This window comes from Psychromonas sp. SR45-3, from assembly GCF_014163575.1.
Classification (GTDB): domain Bacteria; phylum Pseudomonadota; class Gammaproteobacteria; order Enterobacterales; family Psychromonadaceae; genus Psychromonas; species Psychromonas arctica.
In genome coordinates this window covers 1-22,848 of sequence record NZ_JACJDP010000048.1, presented here as the reverse complement: position 1 = coordinate 22,848, position 22,848 = coordinate 1, and the positions used below count along the sequence as shown (strand labels likewise).

The 22,848-nt window shown below is 37.2% G+C and carries 16 protein-coding genes and 1 pseudogene; 11 read left to right on the top strand and 6 right to left on the bottom strand.

The window, feature by feature from the left end:
* The first annotated feature begins 404 nt into the window (after nt 1–404).
* From H5084_RS17435 to ptsG, 6 genes are all read left to right on the top strand, one after another.
* On the top strand, nt 405–1,340 hold the full coding sequence (locus H5084_RS17435; RefSeq protein ID WP_028867621.1) for a slipin family protein: 936 nt from the start codon (nt 405–407) through the stop codon (nt 1,338–1,340).
* Nucleotides 1,341–1,342: 2 nt separating this feature from the next.
* Nucleotides 1,343–1,807: an NfeD family protein gene (locus H5084_RS17430; protein ID WP_182691887.1), complete on the top strand. Its 465-nt coding sequence runs from the start codon at nt 1,343–1,345 to the stop codon at nt 1,805–1,807.
* Between the two features lie 480 nt (nt 1,808–2,287).
* Nucleotides 2,288–2,635, top strand: a complete 348-nt coding sequence (locus tag H5084_RS17425; protein WP_182691886.1) for a putative quinol monooxygenase — start codon at nt 2,288–2,290, stop codon at nt 2,633–2,635.
* A gap of 140 nt (nt 2,636–2,775) precedes the next feature.
* Nucleotides 2,776–4,479, top strand: coding sequence for a serine protease (locus tag H5084_RS17420; RefSeq protein WP_182691884.1), 1,704 nt, complete (start codon nt 2,776–2,778; stop codon nt 4,477–4,479).
* Nucleotides 4,480–4,667: 188 nt separating this feature from the next.
* Nucleotides 4,668–6,056: an ATP-dependent RNA helicase DbpA gene (gene dbpA, locus H5084_RS17415; protein ID WP_182691882.1), complete on the top strand. Its 1,389-nt coding sequence runs from the start codon at nt 4,668–4,670 to the stop codon at nt 6,054–6,056.
* Nucleotides 6,057–6,540: 484 nt separating this feature from the next.
* Nucleotides 6,541–7,947, top strand: coding sequence for a PTS glucose transporter subunit IIBC (gene ptsG / locus H5084_RS17410; RefSeq protein ID WP_182691880.1), 1,407 nt, complete (start codon nt 6,541–6,543; stop codon nt 7,945–7,947).
* A 558-nt stretch (nt 7,948–8,505) separates the two neighbouring features.
* Here the strand turns inward: ptsG and H5084_RS17405 are convergent.
* From H5084_RS17405 to H5084_RS17395, 3 genes are all read right to left on the bottom strand, one after another.
* Complete coding sequence (locus tag H5084_RS17405; protein WP_259396896.1) at nt 8,506–9,747, bottom strand: ABC transporter substrate-binding protein; 1,242 nt, start codon at nt 9,745–9,747, stop codon at nt 8,506–8,508.
* 82 nt (nt 9,748–9,829) lie between these two features.
* Nucleotides 9,830–11,263, bottom strand: a complete 1,434-nt coding sequence (locus H5084_RS17400) for an ATP-binding protein (protein WP_182691878.1) — start codon at nt 11,261–11,263, stop codon at nt 9,830–9,832.
* On the bottom strand, nt 11,263–11,997 hold the full coding sequence (locus H5084_RS17395) for a response regulator (RefSeq protein WP_028867629.1): 735 nt from the start codon (nt 11,995–11,997) through the stop codon (nt 11,263–11,265). Before H5084_RS17395 ends, H5084_RS17400 begins: the two co-directional genes overlap by 1 nt.
* Nucleotides 11,998–12,509: 512 nt before the next feature.
* Here H5084_RS17395 and H5084_RS17390 point away from each other — a divergent pair.
* The 3 genes from H5084_RS17390 to H5084_RS17380 all read left to right on the top strand — a co-directional run bounded on the left by H5084_RS17390 (nt 12,510) and on the right by H5084_RS17380 (nt 16,808).
* Nucleotides 12,510–13,922 carry a diaminobutyrate--2-oxoglutarate transaminase family protein gene (locus tag H5084_RS17390; RefSeq protein WP_182691876.1) on the top strand — a complete coding sequence of 471 codons (1,413 nt, stop codon included), beginning with the start codon at nt 12,510–12,512 and terminating at the stop codon, nt 13,920–13,922.
* Entirely contained in the window at nt 13,922–15,403 is a 1,482-nt protein-coding gene (locus H5084_RS17385) for an aspartate aminotransferase family protein (protein ID WP_182691874.1), read from the top strand. Before H5084_RS17390 ends, H5084_RS17385 begins: the two co-directional genes overlap by 1 nt.
* A 190-nt stretch (nt 15,404–15,593) precedes the next feature.
* Nucleotides 15,594–16,808, top strand: a complete 1,215-nt coding sequence (locus H5084_RS17380) for a carboxynorspermidine synthase (protein ID WP_182691872.1) — start codon at nt 15,594–15,596, stop codon at nt 16,806–16,808.
* Between the two features lie 169 nt (nt 16,809–16,977).
* On the opposite strand, the gene H5084_RS17375 is transcribed toward H5084_RS17380, so the two are convergent.
* A complete protein-coding gene (locus H5084_RS17375; RefSeq protein WP_182691870.1) occupies nt 16,978–17,628 on the bottom strand; it encodes a PEP-CTERM sorting domain-containing protein in 651 nt (216 codons plus the stop codon).
* Nucleotides 17,629–17,900: 272 nt separating this feature from the next.
* Here H5084_RS17375 and nspC point away from each other — a divergent pair, with 272 nt between their 5' ends.
* Nucleotides 17,901–19,016: a carboxynorspermidine decarboxylase gene (gene nspC, locus H5084_RS17370; RefSeq protein ID WP_182691868.1), complete on the top strand. Its 1,116-nt coding sequence runs from the start codon at nt 17,901–17,903 to the stop codon at nt 19,014–19,016.
* A 505-nt stretch (nt 19,017–19,521) separates the two neighbouring features.
* Nucleotides 19,522–21,078 carry a hypothetical protein gene (locus H5084_RS17365; protein ID WP_220486001.1) on the top strand — a complete coding sequence of 519 codons (1,557 nt, stop codon included), beginning with the start codon at nt 19,522–19,524 and terminating at the stop codon, nt 21,076–21,078.
* A 220-nt stretch (nt 21,079–21,298) separates the two neighbouring features.
* Here the strand turns inward: H5084_RS17365 and H5084_RS17360 are convergent, their stop codons facing one another.
* Both H5084_RS17360 and H5084_RS17355 read right to left on the bottom strand, forming a co-directional pair.
* Nucleotides 21,299–22,291, bottom strand: coding sequence for a transposase (locus tag H5084_RS17360; protein ID WP_028867638.1), 993 nt, complete (start codon nt 22,289–22,291; stop codon nt 21,299–21,301).
* 218 nt (nt 22,292–22,509) lie between these two features.
* Nucleotides 22,510–22,848: pseudogene (locus tag H5084_RS17355) on the bottom strand (transposase); the annotation flags it as partial.

Here is a 22,848-nt window from a genome sequence, read left to right as displayed (position 1 = left end):
CTCGATAAGAAGCCGGTTTTTAAACCGGCTTCTCTTTACAATGCAATAAAAGATTTTGCGATACCCCAATAAATAATTTTCAAAAATCATCCCTTCCTTAAAAACGTGATCGTCTTCAATACTAAACCAACCAATACAATCCATTATGTCGTATGTCTATGTAATACCAACTCGACTAACTGATCGATCTTACAGGTTAAAAGGAACTATTTTCGCGTTAAAAATTTTGTAAAGGGAACAACCATTTATGGCAACTTTTGCCTTAAACTAGCTCCTTTTTCCTGCGTAACATTTGATCATTAAATTAACGAAATTGGTATAAATAGTGTATGAATGTGTCAAGCAACCTGCTATTTTAAGACTATTGATTGTTAACTGATTTATTTCTAAAAATGGGATTTACTATGGATATTTTGTTTGAGTACTTTTTAAGAATAGAAATTTTTATTCTTGTGTTAGTGATCGTTATTTTAAAGTCATCAATCATTTTTGTTCCGCAAAATCGAGCTTACATGATTGAAAGATTTGGTAAATACCAATCAACTCGAGAAGCAGGCCTTAATTTTATTATTCCGTTTATAGATCGTATTGGTGCTGATAGATCGTTAAAAGAACAAGCTGTCGATGTACCGAGTCAAAGTGCGATCACTCGGGATAACATTTCACTTAGTGTCGATGGTGTTTTGTATTTCAGAGTGTTAGATCCGGTGAAGGCCAGTTACGGCGTAGATGATTATGTGTTTGCAGTGACACAATTATCACAAACAACTATGCGTTCTGAATTAGGTAAAATGGAATTAGATAAAACCTTTGAAGAGCGTGATGTACTCAATACCAACATAGTTGCAGCTATCAATGAGGCATCTGGCCCATGGGGCATACAAGTTTTACGTTATGAGATAAAAGATATTGTACCACCGCAAACAGTAATGGAAGCGATGGAAACACAGATGAAAGCAGAACGTATTAAACGTGCTCAAATTTTAGAATCTGAGGGTGATCGCCAAGCGGCTATTAACGTTGCCGAAGGTAAAAAACGTTCTGTGGTTTTAAATGCTGAAGCGGAAAAAGAAGAGCAAGTATTAAGAGCTCAAGGTGAAGCACAAGCAATTATTGCCGTTGCAAAAGCGCAAGCAGAATCATTACGCATGGTCGGTGAAGCAGCTAATACAGTGGAAGGTCAAAAGGCGATTCAACTCGACTTAGCGACTAAAGCAATTGAAGCAAAAGCAGCAATCGCAAAAGAATCATCTGTTGTGTTATTACCGGATAGTGGTAATGATGCAGCATCAATGGTTGCACAAGCTATGACTATTATTAATAGCTTAAATAAAGGCTAATTATGGACTACTTACTTTCTCACCTGCCAGAGATATTAATCGTATTAGGATTAATCATGTTGGCGACCGAAGTACTAGTATTAGGTTTCTCAACCTTTGTACTCTTTTTTCTTGGTATTGGTACAATAATTACGGGTTTATTGATGCTGCTAGGGATGCTATCGGAAACGATGTTGAGTGCACTGTTAGCGATCGCCATTATCTCTAGTATTGTAGCGGTGCTCAGTTGGAAGCCGATGAAACGTATGCAAAATAATGTAACATTAAATCAAGCTAACAATGACATGATAGGTCATCAATTTACTTTATCTGAAGATTTAGCCCTAGGGAAAACAATCACCCACCGTTACTCTGGGATTGATTGGCAAGTTAAAGCAAAACAGCCTCTAACTGCTGGTACAGAAGTGAGTATCGTAAAAATGGAAGTGGGTTTACTAACAGTTGAGCCGGTTAAAGAATCAGTTTAATAGAACTTACCTATTACCTTGACTAAGCATTTATCAAATCTTTTTTTGCTTATCTAAATGAACCGACTCTATTACTGGATTGGGCCATAGAAGTACCGAGTCATAGATGTTTCGGGTAATAGATGTATCGGGTCACAGACGCATCGAATCATAAATCCGTAAGGCCATCACGGCAAATTAAGGATTCTTGTCAGGCAAGTGTCATTAATTTGCAGTCTTTCTATATTGATGACTATTCGCTACACATGCTGACGCCAACATTACATTAAGTTACCTTAAGTTAACTTAATGTATTTTGTCTTGTCCTTTTTTCTTGTCCTAGCTACTCGTTAAATAAAAGCATTGTGTACAAAAAACACTCCTAAAGAAATAGCTAGGTGCTTTTTTATTAATTAGTCTTGCTATAAAGTTGTTAATTAAAGGGCTAATCAGTAATATCGTTTTAATTAACCTATTACTTGAATTGAAGCGGGATAACCCATGTCAGAAAAAATTTATTGTATCGCCATGTTTAAAGCCAAACCCGGCAAAGAAGAAGCACTATTTAAAATATTACAGTCTCTTGAGCCAAATACACTAAGAGAAGATGGGTGTTTACAATATATCGTGACCAGAAAAATAGAAAATGAATTTGCTTCGGGCAACAGCTTTTCACTCGTTTTTAATGAAGTTTGGGCAAATAGAGCAGCCTTTGAAGCTCATTGCCAACGTCAAGAGATCCTTGAGTTTTTTCAGCAACAATGTGTGGATGCAACGGGCTTGGTTGAGGCTCATAATGTGTGTGTTTATAGCGACCAACCACATCACTATGACGCTCCCATCCTATAAAAATATTAATTATACAGTTATTAATATAGTGAAGTTTTGAGACTACATTCGACGAATAAAGAGCCATAACAATATTATATACTGAAGTAATTTACCTACACTTTACAGGATTTTATTGCTTTAACATGGACAGAGATAAAATGAAAAAAAACAAATTGTATCAACTTATTAGCCTTTGCTTTTTATTATTGCCATCCTTTTATGTCTTGGCAGATGAGTCTCAAATATCTAGTCGAATCGTCGGTGGAGATCAGGTCTCAGATCAGTCGGATTACCCTTGGATGGTTAGTTTAAAATACCAATCAAATAAACAACATTTTTGTGCGGGTACCTTAATCAGTAAACAATGGGTACTGACCGCTGCACATTGTGTCGTTGATCTAACAGCAAATAAGATCATCGCCACCGTGGGTGAATACAATTTATCTTCCAACCCTAGTAGCCCTTCCACTACTATAAATAAAATTATCATGCACCCTGGTTTTGATGAAAAAACATTTAACAATGATATCGCTTTATTAAAACTATCTGAAACGCTAACACAGGAAACGGTTAGCCGTTTATCGAGCATAGAAACAGCACAATCAATTAGTGTTGATAATATCATTGCTACTGCTATCGGCTGGGGGTCTACTGCGGCCTATGCCTCTTCAAGCGATGATCAAGATATACCAGTAAGCTACCCAAGTATTCTGAGACAGGTAACACTGCCACTTTTATCTTCACAAAGTTGTAAAGATGTGATGCCAAATACCACAGATAACATGATCTGTGCTGGGGACGTTATCAATGGTGGTTCAGACTCTTGCCAAGGTGATAGCGGCGGGCCGTTATTAGTTGAATCGGCCACCGCAGCAATACAACAACAGATTGGTATTGTCAGTTTTGGTCAAGGATGCGCTCAACCTCAAACAGCAGGTGTTTATACTAAAGTATCTCACTACCAAGATTGGATAGAGGCGAGCATCTCAGGTATTACAGCACTCACTGATACCCACTATTTCGTGGCTGATATTGATGAAAGTAATACCTTTGAAATATTGATACAAAACCAGTCAACACAATCGATTGCTCCTATCTTCTCCCTCACAAACGACACGCTGTTTGAATTAGAAAGCAACAATTGTGACAATTTAGTGACACAAGCGACCTGCACACTAAACTTAACCTATAGCCCTAATAGCAGTTCCTATGATAGTGAAGATTTAAGCAGTATTGATATTGACACAGGCGTAAGCAGCATCGCTCATTCACCGATATCATTAACGGCGATCGCAATGCATAAAGTCAGTGCCGATGCAGTATCACTCTCTAATAATGATCAAGTAAGGTGGTATCAATCAGACTCGACACCTTGGGTAGTCGCCAGTGATGATAACTATTTAACCTCACCCACTATCAACGCTAATCAACAAACTCAATTTGTTGCTATTATCTCAGGCCAAGGAAATTTACATTTTAATTGGGCAATCAGTTCTGAATATGGCTACGATGCATTAACCTTACTGATTAACGGGATTGAGATGGATAGGATTTCAGGTGATCAACAATTTTCCGCGAAAACCTACTCATTGTCAGGCACAACTAATCTTGTTACTTGGATGTATTCAAAAGATAGCAGTGTTAACAGTGGATCTGATAAAGCATTTATCCACAATATACGTTTTCAAAAAACAGGTGAAATAGATAATAATGATATCACTGCACCTACTTTGGTTTTTACTAATACTTCTGTTTCAAAAAGCTCAGGCGGCGGAGGCAGTTTACAATATTGGAGTTTATTTTTATTGTTGTTACTAGCCTGTTATAAACAGCGATTGTTATCTTTTCAACGACCACATTGATCCTTATTATTATCAATAACCCATTTGCTTACGTTTTTTAAAGTTTATATTTTTTTAACACTTTTAAAAAACGTTTACTGGTTATTGTGGTATTTTAGTGGCTTATTTTTACAACATTATTTTGTGACTAAGCAGACAAACTGTTATGGTAGCGACCATTAACATTACCCTATCAGGAAATTATTATCGTGAGTGAAACCTCTTTTGCATCCTTGCCACTATCAGAAAGCCTCTTAAGCAATTTAGATTCTTTAAACTACCAAAAGATGACTGAAATACAGGCTCAATCTTTACCATTAATTCTAAATGGAGAAGATGTAATTGCGCAGGGTAAAACGGGCTCAGGTAAAACAGCTGCGTTTACGTTAGGTATTTTACATCGCTTAAACGTAAAACAATTTAGGATCCAGTCATTAGTTGTGTGTCCCACTCGTGAATTAGCAGATCAAGTCGCGACGGATATTAGAAAACTTGCAAGATCTATCCATAACATTAAAGTAATGACACTATGTGGTGGTACGCCGCTGAGTCCACAGGCCGCTTCTTTAGAGCATGGCGCTCATATTATTGTAGGCACACCAGGTCGACTTCAAGATCATTTAAGTAGAGGTTCTTTAAACCTTGAACATGTTAGCGTATTAGTCCTTGATGAAGCAGATAGAATGTTAGAAATGGGCTTTCAAGATGCTATTGATAGCATCATAGAGCACAGTCCAAAACAACGCCAAACACTTCTATTTAGTGCGACTTACCCTGAGCAGATACAAAAAATTGCACAGCGTATTATGAATGCACCAAAACAAGTCACCGTCGCCACAACACACGATAATAATATCATTGAGCAAACATTTTACTCGGTACAAAATAACCAAGAAAGAATGATCGCGTTACGTTTGTTATTGAATCGCCACCAACCTGAATCTACTGTCGTATTTTGTAATACAAAGCGAGAAGTTACTGAAGTTGCTGAAGAACTAGCAAACCGAGGTTACAGTGCCATCGCATTACATGGTGATTTAGAACAGAAAGATCGTGATCAAGCATTAATTCGCTTTGCCAACAAAAGTGCGCGCATTTTAGTTGCAACGGATGTTGCAGCGCGAGGTTTGGATATTGATAATTTAAGTGCAGTTTTCAACTTCCATGTCGCCCATGACCAAGAAGTACATGTTCACCGTATTGGCCGCACCGGTCGTGCGGGTAGTAAAGGATTAGCCTTTACTTTCTTTAGCACTAAAGATGATTATCGTATTAAATTATTAGAAGATATTCTAGATCGTAATATCAGTGCTAGTCCGCTACCGGATGCCTCTTTACTTGAAGTAACACCTCCCCCATCGGAGATGATCACAATTCGTATTGAAGGTGGAAAAAAACAAAAAATTCGTCCAGGTGATATCGTGGGCGCATTAACTGGTCAGGATGGTATTACTGGACAACAAGTAGGTAAAATCTATGTCGCCGATAACTGGTCTTATGTTGCCGTCAATCGAGCATTGCTAAAAGTTGCGTTTAAAAAACTCAGCGAAGGCAAACTAAAAGGCAGAAAGTTCCGTGTAATGGTAGTGAGAGGCTAACTTAGCTAACTACCCATGACTAGAATAAAATAGTTATGCACTTATAATCTGAATCAAAGGGCTTTAAAAAATCAATTTCCCGTTTAGTCAATTTAGCACCTAAACGGGCAATATTTAGAGCCTTATTTATTTTTTATCGCCTATAATCTATAACTCTACAATTTAACCTATCAATAATTTAGCCTATCAATAATGAACTAAAATGGAGCCCCCTCTCTTACCCTAACCACCTTCTTCAAAAACAATTTTCCTATAAACCTTGTATCAAATACCATTAATCCACGATATGCCTAGACTATAAAAAAGACAGTTTCAAATTTTAATTTGTAACATATTGCAACAGCACTATCTACAATGTAAGTAAACGTAACTTCTTATTTTATGTGATCATTTGCACATTTTTTTTGCATTTCGATCGTTACACTCCAGCCATCAAATATCGCTACAGATATTTTATTAAAACTTAACCACCTTGGAGAAATCTATGAATATATTTGGGAATTTACAAAAAGTAGGGAAGTCTTTAATGCTTCCTGTATCAGTGTTACCTATCGCAGGTATTTTATTGGGTGTAGGTGCTGCTAAATTTAGTATCTTACCTGATGTTGTATCACAATTAATGGAACAAGCTGGCGGTGCTGTGTTTGGTAACATGGCGTTACTATTTGCCATTGGTGTAGCACTTGGTTTTACTAAAAATGATGGTGTAGCCGGTCTTGCTGCTGCAGTTGGTTACTACATCATGATGCAAACTATTGAAACATTAGCACCAGGCGCTAACACAGGTGTATTAGGTGGTATCATTGCAGGTGGTATTGCTGCTGCGATGTATAACCGTTTCTTCAACATCACATTACCTGATTACTTAGGTTTCTTTGCCGGTAAACGTGCCGTACCGATTATGACCGGTTTTGTGGCAATTATCATGGGTGCTATTTTATCGATTATCTGGCCTCCAATTGGCGCAGGTATTGCTTCATTCTCTCACTGGGCTGCAAATCAAAACCCAACGTTAGCTTTTGGTATCTACGGTGTGGTTGAACGTTCATTAATTCCATTTGGTTTACACCATATCTGGAATGTACCTTTCTTCTTCGAAGCAGGTTCATGTGTTAATGCAAACGGCGAGCAATTAAACGGTATTTTAACTTGTTACTTATCTGCAGATGATGCTTCACGTGCTGCTGGTAATGGTTTTGGTCAGTTAGCTGGCGGTTACATGTTTAAAATGTTTGGTTTACCAGCCGCTGCTATTGCTATTGCACACTCTGCAAAACCAGAAAATCGTGCAAAAGTAATGGGTATCATGGTATCTGCTGCGTTAACCTCATTTTTAACAGGTATCACTGAACCAATTGAATTCTCATTCATGTTCGTTGCACCTGTATTATACGCAATTCATGCATTACTAGCCGGTTCAGCGTTTGTTGTAACTAACCTATTAGGTATGGTTCACGGTACTTCATTCTCACATGGTTTAATCGATTTCTTGGTACTTTCTGCTAACTCACAAAAACTTGTCTACTTTGTTGTTATTGGCCTTATCTACGCAGCTGTTTATTACTCTTTATTCCGCATCGTAATTCGTGCTCTTAACTTAAAAACACCAGGTCGTGAAGATGAAGAGCAAGCTTCAACTGCTAAATTAAATAATGAAGAGATGTCTGCTGCATTAGTGACTGCATTTGGTGGCAAAGCAAACATCGCTAACTTAGATGCATGTATCACACGTTTACGTATCAGTGTTGCTGATATTGCACTTGTTGACCAAGCTGGCCTTAAAAAACTAGGTGCTGCTGGCGTAGTTGTTTCAGGTAATGGCGTACAAGCTATCTTTGGTACTAAGTCAGATAACTTAAAAACAGATATGGAAGCTTATTTAGCTAAGTAACGCTTTAATACACTGCTTCTACTCAATATAAAATAGGTATCTCTGAGATGCCTATTTTTTTGTCTGTTGGTTTTATCTATATCATTTTCAATCAATATGCATTATTAAATGGTTAACTCGGACATTTAGACAATGCTTAACATAACGACCTTTCCTGCGATTAATTGATTACCGAACACCTTTATCCAAAGCTACAACGCTATATGATACCAAGTCCGCTAACTAACTGTTCAATCTTACTGGTTAAAAGGAATTATTTTCGCGTTAAAATTTTTATAAAGAGAACAAGTATTTACGGCAATTTATGCCTTAAACTAGCTCATTTTTCCTGTGTAATATTTGATTATTAAATTAACGGAATTGGTCTTATTGTGTAGACACGGATTTTCGAGTTAGCGGCACTCAGGGGAACAAGTTAACTTTTATTGGTTGTTGTTATAGATTGGAATAAAAGTTACGATTTACTCTGTTATATTTCCAATCTGATGTTTAAACCTGCTCGCCTCTCGACTTACTTATTTTTGCATATTGAATGATAACGGGCTTAGTCAGTCTATCTTACTTTTTACTAACAGCTCTAATGGCTAACGCCAATTGTTTAGTCACTTGTTCTGCGCTGAGATTATCGCTCTTAAAATAAGTGCTGATCACTTTCCTCATTTCGCTTTGTAAAAAACTGCTAGTGGCGATATTTTGTGAAAAAGAAGGCACTAAAGCGGACTGTTTAAAGTCATTGAATGATTTATGGCTACAGGCATCAAAATCACTAATATCAATATCCGTTCGCACCGGAATAGAACCTTTATCAATATTGAAGTCATGCTGTAATTGTTCGGAGAGAAGAGTATTAGCCAATATTTCCGTATTTAAATTATCACTATTCTGATGTTGCTTTTTAAAGAAAACAAAGCTGTCAATATTGTAACTGAACAAATTTTTGCTTTCAGGCACATCCACACACAAATAATCCTTATTAGCGACCTTACCAGAGCTATGCCATAAGCCTTTAGCCCAGTCGCCCATGAATAACATGCCCGCTTTTTTATCAGTAAGCATTTTACTCGCAATTTCCCAATCTTTACCGACCATACTTTTATCGACATACTGATGTAATCGTTTAAACAATTTAAAAGCATCGATCATGTCAGAGGACGTGAGAACCGTTTCATCAAACTCTACAAAAGCACGTTTATATTTTTCTGCACCTAAAATCGACAACGCAACCGATTCAAATAATAAATTATCTTCCCAACTTGTACCGCCGTGAGACAGTGCAATATAACCTGCCGCTTGAATCTTATCTGCAACACTAAAGAACTCATTCCATGTAGTAGGAGGAGAAAGCTTAAGTTGATCAAAAATGGCCTTATTTAGCCACAACCAATTCACGCGATGGATATTAAGTGGCAGTGCCATATAGTGGCCTTGATAGGTAATGGTTTGCTTCACCACATCAGGAATATTTTTGTCCCACAATTTATTATTTAAAATATTATCAACTTCTTTTAACATGCCTATTTTTGCCCATTCGGCAATATCAGGGCCTTTGATTTGTGCGGCATCTGGTGGATTCCCCGATAATGCACGCATTTGTAATACTCGCATAGCACTGCCCCCACCGGACCCTACAATCGCAAAGTCTTGCCAGCTTATGCCTTGCTTTGCTAATGCCTGCTTCAACACCTTCTGTGCTTCAAACTCACCGGGAGCCGTCCACCAGTGCAACACTTCCAAAGAGTTTGCACTGCTTGGCATACTCAACAGTAATGGAATTAACGGCAGTATTTTTTTCAGCTTCATTTTTCTCTGCTTCATATTTCTCATTAATCGCAATTGCTACTTTCAACCAGCGTTTTAAATTAGAGCGGGAAGGCCATTCAATTTATTTTTTATAATTACGCGGGAAGATAATAACAACCTCCAACCCGCCCTGCTCACGATTGATCAGGTGTAAATCACCATTATGAGCATGAATAATATTACGTGCAATACCCAGCCCAAGTCCATGCCCTTGGTCATCATTGTGTAACCGTTTATAGGGTTGAAAAATAGTTTTTAGTTCATGTTCGGGAATACCAGGCCCATTATCTTGAATAATAATTTCTAATTTTTCATCACTATCAACCACTTGAACATCAACCTTGCCGCCATATTTAACGCCATTTTCAATTAAGTTAGATAAGCAACGTTTTAACGCTAATGGTTTGCCTTGATAAGGAGAAATACTGGCCGGTTTGATCACAATTTTTTCAGTACGATTTTCACTAATTTGTAATAATAACTTAAGCACATCAACATATTGAATATTCTCATGAATATCTGTGTCTTGAACGCTTTGTATCGCCCCTTTTACAAGGATTTCTAAATCATCTAAATCGTGGTTAAAGCGCTCTGTTTGTTGCTCATCATCTAATAACTCGGCGCGTAATCGTAAACGAGTGATGGGCGTTTTTAAATCATGTGATATGGAGCGAAATAACAATTCACGATCTTGTATGTAACGTTGTAACTTTTGTTGCATACGATTAAAAGCACGGGTTGCATCAACAATTTCTGTGGCACCGTGTTCTTTTAGCGGTGCTTGGTCTAGGTCAATACTCATCACAGAGACCGCCTTCGCCAATTTTTGTAAGGGTTTAGTTTGTTGTCTAAATAATAAATAGATAAATAACAATAATAATAATGTTGTAAAAAACAAGGTCAAAATCTGTTGCGCGGAGATCAACTGGTTATCCGAAAGTAAATAAGGGGGAGGTAAAATAGCGGCTAAATACAACCACTCATTGCTTTCTACTTCAATTTGCAACACCAATATAGGTGGCTCTGCAGTTGGAATAATGAGCGAGTAAGCACCCCATGAAGGTGGCAGATCTTTTAATAAAATATCATTCTTTAAAACGTGTAAATCATCTGGAGACGAGAATTCAATTTCTAAATTTTTATCAGCGGCGATCCCCGTAGTTAATACTTCGCTGACGGTTGCAATAACTTGCCTTTTTAATTTGCTATCTTGAATAGGATTAATATGTATTTTTTCACTATTCAGAGAAACAAAAAAACGACTCCCTCCCATGCCCCGCAATTGTTCAAGTACAAGGTGACGATATTTAAGGGGTAAATCATTAAAAAACACGACCGTACTTAGCGCGCTTTCAGCGAGATGTTGAGCATTAGCAATCACCGATTTTTTTTCACTCTCGGAGAACTGGTGAACCCAAAAAAAGCTGCTGATAGCTTGTCCTGCGACAACAGAGCAAATCGTCAGTAATAACATGCGTGATATAAGTGAGCGAAAAAATAATTTAAACATCGACATTAATCAGCACTTTTAAGCGGCGCAATAAATAAATAACCTTTGCCACGCACGGTTTTAATTATATTAGGGGCTTTGGCATCGTCACCTAAAAAGTGTCGTAAACGACTAACATGAACATCAATACCACGCTCATTAGCAAAGGCATCTCGACCATGCAATGCTTGGCAGATCTGATCTCTGGAAATAGGCTGATTGTTACTATAAATAAATAACATTAATAATTGAAAATCCGCCCCAGTTAATGTGAATACATTTTGATGGTCATCTATTAATACTTGTTGTTGTGTATCTAATTGCCAATGAGCAAAAGAATAAAAACGTTTACTTTCCTGATTTTTTTGCTCAGTATTTTGTTGTTGGGAGAAATGAGTGCGTCTTAATAACGCTTTAATACGAGCTAATAATTCGCGAGGACTGAAAGGCTTCGCAATATAGTCATCAGCACCGATCTCCAAACCTAATACTCTATCCATTTCATCTGAGTTTGCTGTGAGCATTATAATCGGTACATTTGAATGTTGACGAATGCGTTGACACAGCGTAAACCCGTCATCACCAGGTAACATAATATCCAGAATAATTAAATCAGGTGTATGTTGTGTTAATAACGAATCCATTTCAATGCCTTCCGCAGCAGTGATCACATCAAAACTGTTTTTCGAAAGGTACTGTGCTAATAATTCCCTAATATCTTGATCATCATCAACTACTAATATCTGTTTTATGTTACTCACTATTACCCCCACTTTATTGCTGTCTGTGATGCGAAGAATACCCAAATAACCCAACATTGGGTAGTGTTAAAGATAGGAAACCTCGAGTGTGTTTAAAGTGTTTATTTTTTGCGCTTTATATAAAAAATATAATTATTAATCAGTATGTTAAAAAAAAAGGTTAATTTTAGTTAGTTTTTACCCTTGCTATAGCAAAAATGGATGATAAAATGCGCGCGTTTTAACACTCAATCAATTTTATTATAACGATTAACTCAATACGGAGGCTCAAACAATGCAACACACTTACATTGACTCATCTGAACCTTTGAATCGTTATTTCACACCTCAAAATCAATACTTATTACAGTATCCTGGACGAACAGTAGAACCTTGAGCTAAGACGCTTAAAACCCTGTAGTGCAACGTATATTTGTAATTAAATTTATTGCTATACCTTATTTACACAATTCTGTTTATCTGCTGATAAACCAATTTCGTACTTTATTTATTTCCAATTAGTGGAGCGTAAAATGCAAAACGTCCTTAATTTAGCACCAGAGTGCAAATTAACAAACGAACTAGAAGTCCCAGTTATTACAACACCATATGACTTAACACCAGATGAAATGTTATTAAGCCAAGAACATTATGAATCTGAAGTTCGTTCATATCCTAGACGTTTACCTATCGCTATCAAAAGTGGCCGTGGTGCTATTATTGAGGATACTAAAGGACAGATATACCTGGACTGTTTAGCTGGCGCTGGCGCATTACCATTAGGTTACAATCATAGTGAAATCAACCAAGTATTGATTAACCAAATCAATGCAGGTGTGCCTTACCAAACATTGGATTTAACGACACCTAGCAAAGATGTATTCATCAAAGCTGTGATGCAATTTCTACCGGCTAACTTTGCTAAAACAGCGCGTATTCAATTCTGTGGACCATCTGGCGCTGATGCAGTAGAAGCGGCTATCAAGCTGGCTAAGTTATACACCAAACGTAATACCATGGTTTCATTCCACGGTGCTTACCATGGTATGACCAATGGCTCTCTCTCTTTAACCGGTAACTTAAGCTCTAAAAGCCGCCGTACTGGATTAATGTCAGATGTACATTTTATGCCTTTCCCATACAACTTCCGTTGTAAATTTGGTTTAGGTGGTGAAGAAGGTGCTGCACAAAGCATTCGTTATCTTGAATCTGTTTTATGTGATGATGAATCAGGTATCACTAAACCTGCTGCGATCATCGTTGAGCCAATTCAAGGCGAAGGTGGCGTATTACCTGCTCCCAAAAAATGGTTACAAGAATTACGTCGTATTGCCACTGAGCACGGGATTTTACTGATTTTTGACGAAATTCAATGTGGTATTGGCCGCAGTGGCGACCACTTTGCATTTGAAGAATCAGGTATTGAACCAGATGTGCTTATCTTATCTAAAGCAATTGGTGGCAGTATGCCAATGTCGATTATTTTATTTAATGAAAAATACGATTGCTGGAATGCAGGCGAGCACACAGGCACCTTCCGTGGCAATCAATTAGCAATGGCAAGTGGTGCAAAAACACTAGAAATTATCCAACGTGATAACCTAGCAAAAAATGCAGCGGAACGCGGTGAACAACTACGAACAGCTTTACGCGATATTCAAGCTGACTTCCCACAAATTGGTGAAGTACGTGGCCGTGGTTTAATGAATGGTATTGAAATTGTTAAACCGGGTGTATTAAATAGCCTTGGTCAAGCCGAAGCCGATCCAACATTAGCGATTGCGATTCAACGTGCAGCACTAGAGTTAGGCTTAATCATTGAGAAAGGCGGTCGTCGTGGTGCGGTATTACGTTTCTTGCCACCCCTTATTATTAGTCAAACGCAAATAGAGTTTGTTGCAACAACCATGGCAAAAGCAATTAAAATTGCAGTGGAAGCACAATAATGACCCAAACGAACAACTGGTCACATTATTTCGCTCAGCTTGGTGAAAACCAAGCTTTTGAGCAAGCGACCCAGCAAACACAAGATGCAATCAATAGTTTGTTTAGGCATTCACAAAATGCCTATTCAGGTGTCGAGCCTGCGCTATTAAAACAGCAAATTAATGCGGTGGATTTTTCGCAAGCAGCTCCTTTACAGGAAGTGATAGCAACCACCAATGAATTAATCGCTAAAAATTCTCTATTAGTGCAACACCCTCATACGATTGCACATTTGCATACTCCGCCATTGATTGCATCAATTGTGGCTGAGCATTTTATTGCCGCATTAAATCAATCAATGGATTCGTGGGACCAGGCTCCCGCAGCAACTTTTGTTGAACAGCAAATGGTTGATTGGTTGTGTCAAACTTACCAACTAGGTGAACGCGCTGACGGTGTATTCACGAGTGGTGGCACACAAAGCAATTTAATGGGTTTATTACTGGCTCGCGATTGGTTTGCTTATAATCAATCAAAACATGATGTTCAGCAAGATGGTTTACCTGATTACGCACAAAAAATGCGTATCATCTGTTCAGATAAAAGCCATTTTACAGTACAAAAATCTGCGTCATTAATGGGCTTGGGCGAACGCAGTGTGGTGTTAGTTAAAACCAATGTACAAGGCCAAATCGATATTAATGAACTACAAATGACCATTGATGCATTAAAAGCACAAGATTTACTACCTTTTGCTGTCGTAGCAATGGCAGGTACAACAGATCATGGCGCAATTGATGATTTACAAGCGGTGGTTGAAATTGCACGTGCAGCGGGTTGTTGGTCGCATGTCGATGGTGCTTATGGTGCAGCGCTACAACTTAGCCAAGTACATAAGTCTCGCTTAAAAGGCATTGAATTAGCAGACTCTGTTAGCGTAGATTTTCATAAATTGTTTTATCAAACAATCAGTTGTGGTGCCCTGCTTATTAAAAATAAAGCTAACTTTAATACTTTATTGCATCATGCAGATTACCTAAATCGTGAAGGCGATGAATTACCTAATTTAGTCGACAAAAGCATTGCAACCACAAAGCGTTTTGATGCACTAAAGCTATTCATGACACTCAAAGCCGTCGGAGCAAAACAACTCGGTGAGTTTTACGATTATTTATTAAACTTAACGCAGCAAGTTGCAGTTAAAATTGCTCAAAATAAACACTTTGAATTATGCTGTACACCGCTATTATCAACAGTGTTATTCCGTTTGTCGCCTGTTTTACAGGGTGATTTAACTGATCAGGAATTTAATCAATTGCATCAAAAATTGCGTTTAAAACTATTAACAAGTGGTGAAGCAGTGATTGCTGAAACAAAAGTTAATGGGCAGTTAGCGTTAAAATTCACACTGTTAAACCCATGTTTAACCTTGCATGATTTTGATACGCTAATCGAAAAAATAGAAAATGCAGTACAAGCGATGCTCAAAAAAAACGAATGAATAAATAGAAAAGTAGTTAATCCGTTCTAATTACATACGGTTAACAATAAAGTTAGCTAGCTTTGTTAATAACAAACTAGCTAACTGTTAATTAAGCAGTACAGAGCACACACATGAGATTACTAACACTAACTTAACGTTAAGTAGTAGTTAGCTAAGCAATAAAAATTAATGAATAGGGACTAAAAAAATGTCTGTACTACAAATTGGCGCCGGTGGCGTAGGCTGGGTTATTGCTCACAAATGCGCACAAAATAATGATGTATTTGGCGATATTACAATTGCCTCTCGCACTATTTCTAAATGCGAAAAAATTATTACCTCGATCAAAGGCCGTAATAACCTTAAAGACACCAACAAAAGTATCAATGCAGTAGCAATTGATGCCGACGATATTGCAGCCTTGGTTACTTTGATTAATCAAGTGCAACCCGATCTAGTGATCAATGCAGGGCCTCCATGGGTGAACGTGGCGATCATGGAAGCATGTGTAGAAACTAAAACTGCTTATCTAGATACCTCTGTTGCGACTGATCTTTGTAGTCCAGGACAACAAGTACCTGAAGCATATGATCCACAATGGGCTTTTGCGGAGCGCTTTAAAGAAGCAGGTATTACTGGTATTTTAGGTGCAGGTTTTGATCCCGGTGTGGTAAGTGTATTTGCTACTTACGCTCATAAACACCTCTTCGATGAAATCGATAGCATAGATGTTATGGATGTAAATGCGGGCGATCATGGTCAAAAATTTGCAACTAATTTTGACCCTGAAACAAATATGTTAGAAATTCAAGGTGACTCTTTCTATTATGAAAATGGAGAATGGAACCAAGTGCCTTGCCATAGTCGTATGATGGAATTTGATTTTCCTGTTGTCGGTAAACAAAAAGTTTATTCTATGGCGCATGATGAAGTACGTTCAATGGCAGAATTTATTCCCGCTAAACGTATTGAGTTTTGGATGGGCTTTTCAGACAGCTACTTAAACTTCTTCAACGTAATGCGTACTATCGGCTTGTTAGATACAAAACCTGTAACAACCTGCGATGGTATTACTGTTGAACCGCTTAAAGTATTGAAAGCTATTTTGCCAGACCCAACTTCTTTAGCACCTGGCTACACGGGTAAAACCTGTATTGGTACTTGGTTACGCGGTAAAAAAGACGGTGTCGCGAAAAGTATCTTTATCTATAACATTTGTGACCATAAAGAGTCATACAATGAAGTAGAGCACCAAGCGATTTCTTACACAACAGGTGTACCAGCGATCACAGCTGCTTTACTTTATTTTCAAGGTAAATGGAGCGATAAAGGTTTATACAACGTTGAACAACTAAACCCAGATCATTTCTTGGAATTAATGCCTAAAATTGGTCTTAGCTGGGACATATTAGAATTAACTTAATAAATCAAACAGATATAAAAAGTATTAAAACTTATTTAAATAAAATTAATACTGTCTAAAATATAAAAAATCCTGAATATGAATTCAGGATTTTTTAATTATTACATTAATAATTAATGTGCGCCTATAATTAAAGGGGTTCCATTAATTAAAAACTAAAGTCGGAATATTATTTTTTTACTTTACGTGTCGCTGCAAAACCCACCAAGCTTAATGCAAACAACATAACACCAGCAGGTGCTGGTACATCTACCGCAAGATCTCGAGAGACCTGTAAAGTGTAGTCATCCCCGGCAACCGGTGCGTTACCATTAAAGCCACTATCGTTTGCACTTGTAGAGAATCGAGCAACACCAATAACATAAAGGCCTGCAGAACTTGATTGCCAAGAGAATTTAGGATCATATGAATGCACAGAACCATTATCTACCATGCTACAAAACGATACTCCGTTTTCGACACAACCATCATCCTGCTCAGCAAGTAAACCTGAAACAGTACCATCAATTGACCATAAACCAATTTCAGCATCTAAATTTGGCATACCATAGTCAATATCAAAAATATAATTTTGGTTTGCTAATGCGGTAAATGAATAATAATCATAGGTTCCATCGCCGTCTAAAGAAGCTATTGAACTCCATTCCCAATCAAGCGCACTCGCATTATAAATATCATCATTTACACCGGTACTGAATGATCCATCTATATTTTGAGCGGTAAACAGGGTTGAGTTTGATTCTACTTCAGCTATTGTGCCCGCATAAAGTGGTTGAGTTAACAGAACAGTTGCTGTTAGTAAAAAAATCCTTTTATTCATATTTCATCTCTTAATGTTATTTCGAAAGCCATCATTTGCAACGCCAAGTGGTTAGTTAAATTTAAGAAAGTAACTGATTGCAAAGGTAATTAAAAATATATGAAAGCAAATATCAAGCCAAAATTACAACCCCTTATAAAGCCTAGCACCATAACGTGGGTTAATAAAGTATTGTAAATATATTCGACAAATTTTAGAGTGTAATTACCAGTGGATTATTTTTATCTAGCAATTTATTATCTACAATAATTTAATTTAATACTTGGTAACAAATGAAGAATTTAAATACTCCCTACTTTATGATCAATGAACAAGCATTGATTGATAACCTAGAAAAAGCAAAACAGTTGAAAGAGATATCAGGCGCTAAATTAGTGCTCGCTTTAAAATGCTTTTCAACTTGGGGAACTTTCGACACCATCAAACCTTATTTAGACGGTACAACAAGCTCAGGGCCTTATGAAGTACGATTAGGGCATGAAAAGTTTGGTGGTGAAACGCATGCTTATAGCGTGGGTTATTCCAATGCTGATATTGAAGCGGTTAAGCCCCTTTCAGATAAAATCATCTTTAATTCTCTTTCACAGCTTGAAGCGCATTATGAAAACTGTAAAGACAGTGCTTCATTAGGTTTACGTATCAACCCAGAAATGAGTGTTGCAGGACAAGACCTAGCCAATCCAGCTCGTGCTTATTCTCGTTTAGGTGTTAAACAAGATCTTTTAAGCTTAGACGTTCTTAATAACGTTGATGGTTTTATGTTTCACATGAACTGTGAAAATAAAGATGTCGATGCGTTTATTCGAGTACTGGACCATATATCAACGACCTTCACTGAATACCTTGATCAATTAACTTGGCTTAGTTTAGGCGGTGGTATCTTTTTTACTTATCCAAACTACCCTATTGAAAAGCTAGGGTTAGCCTTAAAAGCGTTTGCTGAAAAACATAGCGTGCAAGTTTATTTAGAACCTGGTGAAGCAATCATTACACGCACTGCAGATTTAGTGGTTAGTGTGATTGATATTGTTGAAAATGATAAACAAACGGCGATCGTTGATAGTGCCACTGAAGCCCATCGTTTAGATACGCTTATTTATAACGAACCTGCGACGATTAGAGAAGCAACAAAAGGTGCTACATACAATTATGTGATTGGATCTTGCTCTTGTTTGGCGGGTGATCAATTTTGTGAAGCACAGTTTGAACAGCCCTTAAAAATAGGCCAAAAGCTACATATTGAAGATAGTGCAGGTTACACAATGGTGAAGTTAAACTGGTTTAATGGTTTAAAAATGCCGAGTATTTATTTTCAAAGAGTTGATGGTGATATTGAAGTATTAAATGAGTTTGGGTATGAGGATTTTAAAGCGACATTAGGGAAGTAGTTATTCAGCGCAGGAATGGTGCTGCTGATTTTGAGGCGCAGGATTTATCCTGCCAACCTTGTTTTATTGTTTTTTAACTCGTCTGCGCTCGTCGTGGCTCTTTGATATTCATTTCCTTGGTGTTTCGCCCTTGCGGCGAGTTCATTTTCTTTATACGAATAAAGAAAACGGAACCAAAAGAAAATCGCCCATAACGTTTTTTTATCTGAATAAATAACAGCCTTCTTAACGCACCGCTCATACGCCACGTCCGTGTGGCGAAGTTCGCTAGCAACGGCATCCCTGCCTTAGCTTGCTAAAGGCTATTATTGACTCAGAAAAACTTAATGGGGAATTGTCGCAGCCAAGTTGATAAAGGTTTTATATTTTGATTTAATTTATTGATTTAATGTGTTATTACACTAAAGTAACCTCTAATTTATCAAATTAAACTATTCCTTGTTTCCACCGTAAATACGGAATACTTTGGCTTAGTTATACTGTAGGCTTTTAACCGGATTACATGATGATTATCGAACAAGAAATAAGGAGTTACCTAGGTTCTAATTTAAGAGAGTTAGACACGAAATTTAGAGATATAGAGCTGGTAATCTATTTTTATGGGCTTAAAGATAATTTATGGCCAACTTTAGAAGATGCAGCGAACAAATTTGATGTAGGTGATTCAGGTGGAAGACGCTCCGAAAGACCTCGCCAGATAGTAAACAAAAAATTTAAAAGTGTCGCTAAATCTAGTGATTTTCCGAGTCTTGTAAGTTTTGCTAATCATCTGAAATCTGACGATTTTCACAAATCATCAGAACTTATATCCTATGTAAAAAGTCAGGAACTTTTTGATAGTGAAGTTAACTTGATTTCATTATTACGTATGTTACATGATTTAGGAGAATGCAAAGAGTATAAAGCGTACACTATTGATCTAAATGAATTAACTAGAACTTCTTTTGATAATAAAACCGATTTTTTTATTGTTAAAAAATCTAGTGCATCAATTCTTCAAAAGGCTTTTATCAAATCAAAAGTTATACCAGGTTTACTTGGTATTGCTAAGCTTGATTACCTAAAAGAAGATCCCACCACAAAACAAGCTAACTTCGATACATTAGTTTTGTTAATACAAAAAAGTACTGACTCGTGGGTTTCAGATTATGATGGTGAGCTGTATTATTTATTTGAGTCTAGAGCGAACACTCTAATTAATAATTTAGGTAAAACAAGAAATGCAGCAGAGTTTGAATCGCTTGATACTTTAAAGACGCTACTACATAACTCTTTGAAACGCAGAACACCACCTAAGGGATTTCAATACCCGCCAGAGGAAGTTATTAGCCAATATCTTTTAAGCTCGAAGTTTACTGAGTCTAACGATTCTGTAGTCAGATTAAGTATTGAGCCTGAGCAATTAACCGAAATTGAAAAGGTTGCAGTGGAATTCATGGTTGATCAAGAGGTTGATGATTTTCCTACAATATCATCACATTTGAAAGCATGTGGTTATAGTAAGCCTCTGGTAGATAAAACTGTTCTTTATTCTCCGTTAATTTTTGTTGATAAAACCAAAGGAAGATATCACTATAAATACAAGTTGGCAGGTAGCCAAATCGAACAAGCTAAGCCAAATATTGATAGGTATGAAATATTTAGACAGCGTTTACTTGAAGCTTCTACCGAAGGTACTGATGGAAGTAGTACTGTAGCTACTCGAAGGGAACAACACATTCTAAGTGAATGGCTATTTAAAGATAAAAAGCAGGAGGAGTGTGCAATCTGTAATAAAACTTTTTCTGTTAAATCTTTGATTACCGCCCATAAAAAGAAACGCTCAGATTGTGCGGAAAACGAACGAACAGATCCTCGTATAGTTATGCCGTTATGTATATTTGGTTGTGACTATTTGTATGAAAATAGGATGTTATATATCATTGGGGGTAAAGTGATTTCTGCAGACAACTTAGGGGCGGATTACGTGTCTGAATTGAATGTTATTGAAAAGCTAGTAGGCAATATTATTAACCCAAAGTGGTTAAAAGGAAGCAGTAGATATTTCCCAAAGCCAGAATAGAATAGATCTGAATAGATCTAGACAGCCAATAATTTAAATAACCAAAAACAAAACTATTTTCGTAAGTGAAAAATAAAAGTAATAACGGAAATAGTTTATTGAAACGTAAAGGTTATAAATTTCTGGGAGTTTTAAACAGATAATAGCTTTCTCATGCATAACAAATTTTAGCGGTAGCTAATTGCGGATTTATTGAATTTTGTTTCGTAAACTACGCTAGTTAATGCAGTCGCAGTTGGTTCTTACTGGCTATCCAACGTTTCCCTGTATTACTGGCATAAGCTGCTAATGCCTCTAATGAACCAACAGCTCCGTGATAATCTTTACCAAAACTACTTGCTAGTGATAACCAAGTTTTATCATCTAACCCAAGCGTGGAAAGTAATCTGGGACGTTGGCTTGAAATTGCACCGCGTTTATCTTCTCTTAGTATGCGACCACTCCAATCCACTAACTCTATGTAATCTAATAATGAAAATGGGATACCTTTCGTTGATTTCTCGCTTTCATCACCAACGAAACCAAATAAAGATTTTTTAGTAAAAGAGTACTCTAACGGTTTTTCTTTCGCTTGAGCAACGCCATGAATGCGTTCGTAAGCGGATGTATATTCAGAGGTTTCAATACTATCCGCCATCTTTGCACGTACTGGATTCAAATCAACATAAGCCATACAAGTTAGCAAAGCATCTTCATCTAATAACGCTTGAGATTTAAAACGACCTTCCCAGAAACGGCCTGAACATTCATCTTCTTTATTAGCTTTACGCGCAATAAACTCATTTAAGCAACGCATAAACCATGAAATATCAGCTAAGCGCCCTCTCCACCCTTCGATAATAGCTAAGGCCGCTTTGTTCTCAGCCTCTGATGTTGCTTGCTCTGATTGCCAGCGTTCAATTAATACTGGTTTTGAATATAATTGACACCAACGCTCACAAACTTCTTCATGACTTAGATTTTCATTTAATATCTCATCAACATGTAATACCAAATGATAGTGATTAGACATAATTGCATAAGCACAGATGTCGATATTAAACAGTGAAGCTAAGTAATGCAATCGTTCAACAACCCACTGGCGTCTATGTTCAAAAGACTTTTCAGTGTATTTATCTTCACCACATAAATAAGCACGGCGAACACAGCGTGAAATACAATGATAATAAGGCGTATCAGATAGCGATACTTGTGATTGGCGAGATTGAGTCATAATAAACCACTCCTAAATGCAGAAATAAGCATTTCTAAAAAATAGTTTAACTATTACAATTATTCAAATTAATGGGTGTCCGCAATTTCGTAACTATTACAATTATTCAAATTAATGGGTGTCCGCTATTTCTCGCTATTTCTTTCCTCCTAAATGCAGAAATAAGCATTTCTAAAAGATAGTTTAACTATTACAATTATTCAAATTAATGGGTGTCCGCGATTTCTGCGCTGTATTCTCTCTGTAATTGTAAGTACAGCTTCTTGTAACACGATTTGCTGACAGGGTGAGGGCAGAATCAATTCAGCCAACCATCTTAGGTGTTGAGATGACCAATTATCTTTTATTGTGGTATTTATGTTATTGCGTAAAAGGAGTGCTTTAAGCTGATATTTTGCATCTTTGAGATCCTTCATGGTTGTTTCGCGTGCACGAGAAAGATCCCGCATCGCTTCATCTTCTGGCTCAGGTACGTAAATAGGTGTAAGGTCTTCAGATTTAAGTAACTTTGCAAGATTCAATGCATCACGTTTATCTGTTTTTACACGGTCGCCAGG

What these genes read in the sequence shown, in the direction of transcription:
- H5084_RS17435 (WP_028867621.1), top strand. Translation starts at nt 405, where the DNA reads ATGGATATTTTGTTTGAGTACTTTTTAAGAATAGAAATTTTTATTCTT.
- H5084_RS17430 (WP_182691887.1), top strand. Translation starts at nt 1,343, where the DNA reads ATGGACTACTTACTTTCTCACCTGCCAGAGATATTAATCGTATTAGGA.
- H5084_RS17425 (WP_182691886.1), top strand. Translation starts at nt 2,288, where the DNA reads ATGTCAGAAAAAATTTATTGTATCGCCATGTTTAAAGCCAAACCCGGC.
- H5084_RS17420 (WP_182691884.1), top strand. Translation starts at nt 2,776, where the DNA reads ATGAAAAAAAACAAATTGTATCAACTTATTAGCCTTTGCTTTTTATTA.
- ptsG (WP_182691880.1), top strand. Translation starts at nt 6,541, where the DNA reads ATGAATATATTTGGGAATTTACAAAAAGTAGGGAAGTCTTTAATGCTT.
- H5084_RS17405 (WP_259396896.1), bottom strand. Translation starts at nt 9,747, where the DNA reads ATGAAGCTGAAAAAAATACTGCCGTTAATTCCATTACTGTTGAGTATG.
- H5084_RS17400 (WP_182691878.1), bottom strand. Translation starts at nt 11,263, where the DNA reads ATGTCGATGTTTAAATTATTTTTTCGCTCACTTATATCACGCATGTTA.
- H5084_RS17390 (WP_182691876.1), top strand. Translation starts at nt 12,510, where the DNA reads ATGCAAAACGTCCTTAATTTAGCACCAGAGTGCAAATTAACAAACGAA.
- H5084_RS17385 (WP_182691874.1), top strand. Translation starts at nt 13,922, where the DNA reads ATGACCCAAACGAACAACTGGTCACATTATTTCGCTCAGCTTGGTGAA.
- H5084_RS17380 (WP_182691872.1), top strand. Translation starts at nt 15,594, where the DNA reads ATGTCTGTACTACAAATTGGCGCCGGTGGCGTAGGCTGGGTTATTGCT.
- H5084_RS17375 (WP_182691870.1), bottom strand. Translation starts at nt 17,628, where the DNA reads ATGAATAAAAGGATTTTTTTACTAACAGCAACTGTTCTGTTAACTCAA.
- nspC (WP_182691868.1), top strand. Translation starts at nt 17,901, where the DNA reads ATGAAGAATTTAAATACTCCCTACTTTATGATCAATGAACAAGCATTG.
- H5084_RS17365 (WP_220486001.1), top strand. Translation starts at nt 19,522, where the DNA reads ATGATTATCGAACAAGAAATAAGGAGTTACCTAGGTTCTAATTTAAGA.
- H5084_RS17360 (WP_028867638.1), bottom strand. Translation starts at nt 22,291, where the DNA reads ATGACTCAATCTCGCCAATCACAAGTATCGCTATCTGATACGCCTTAT.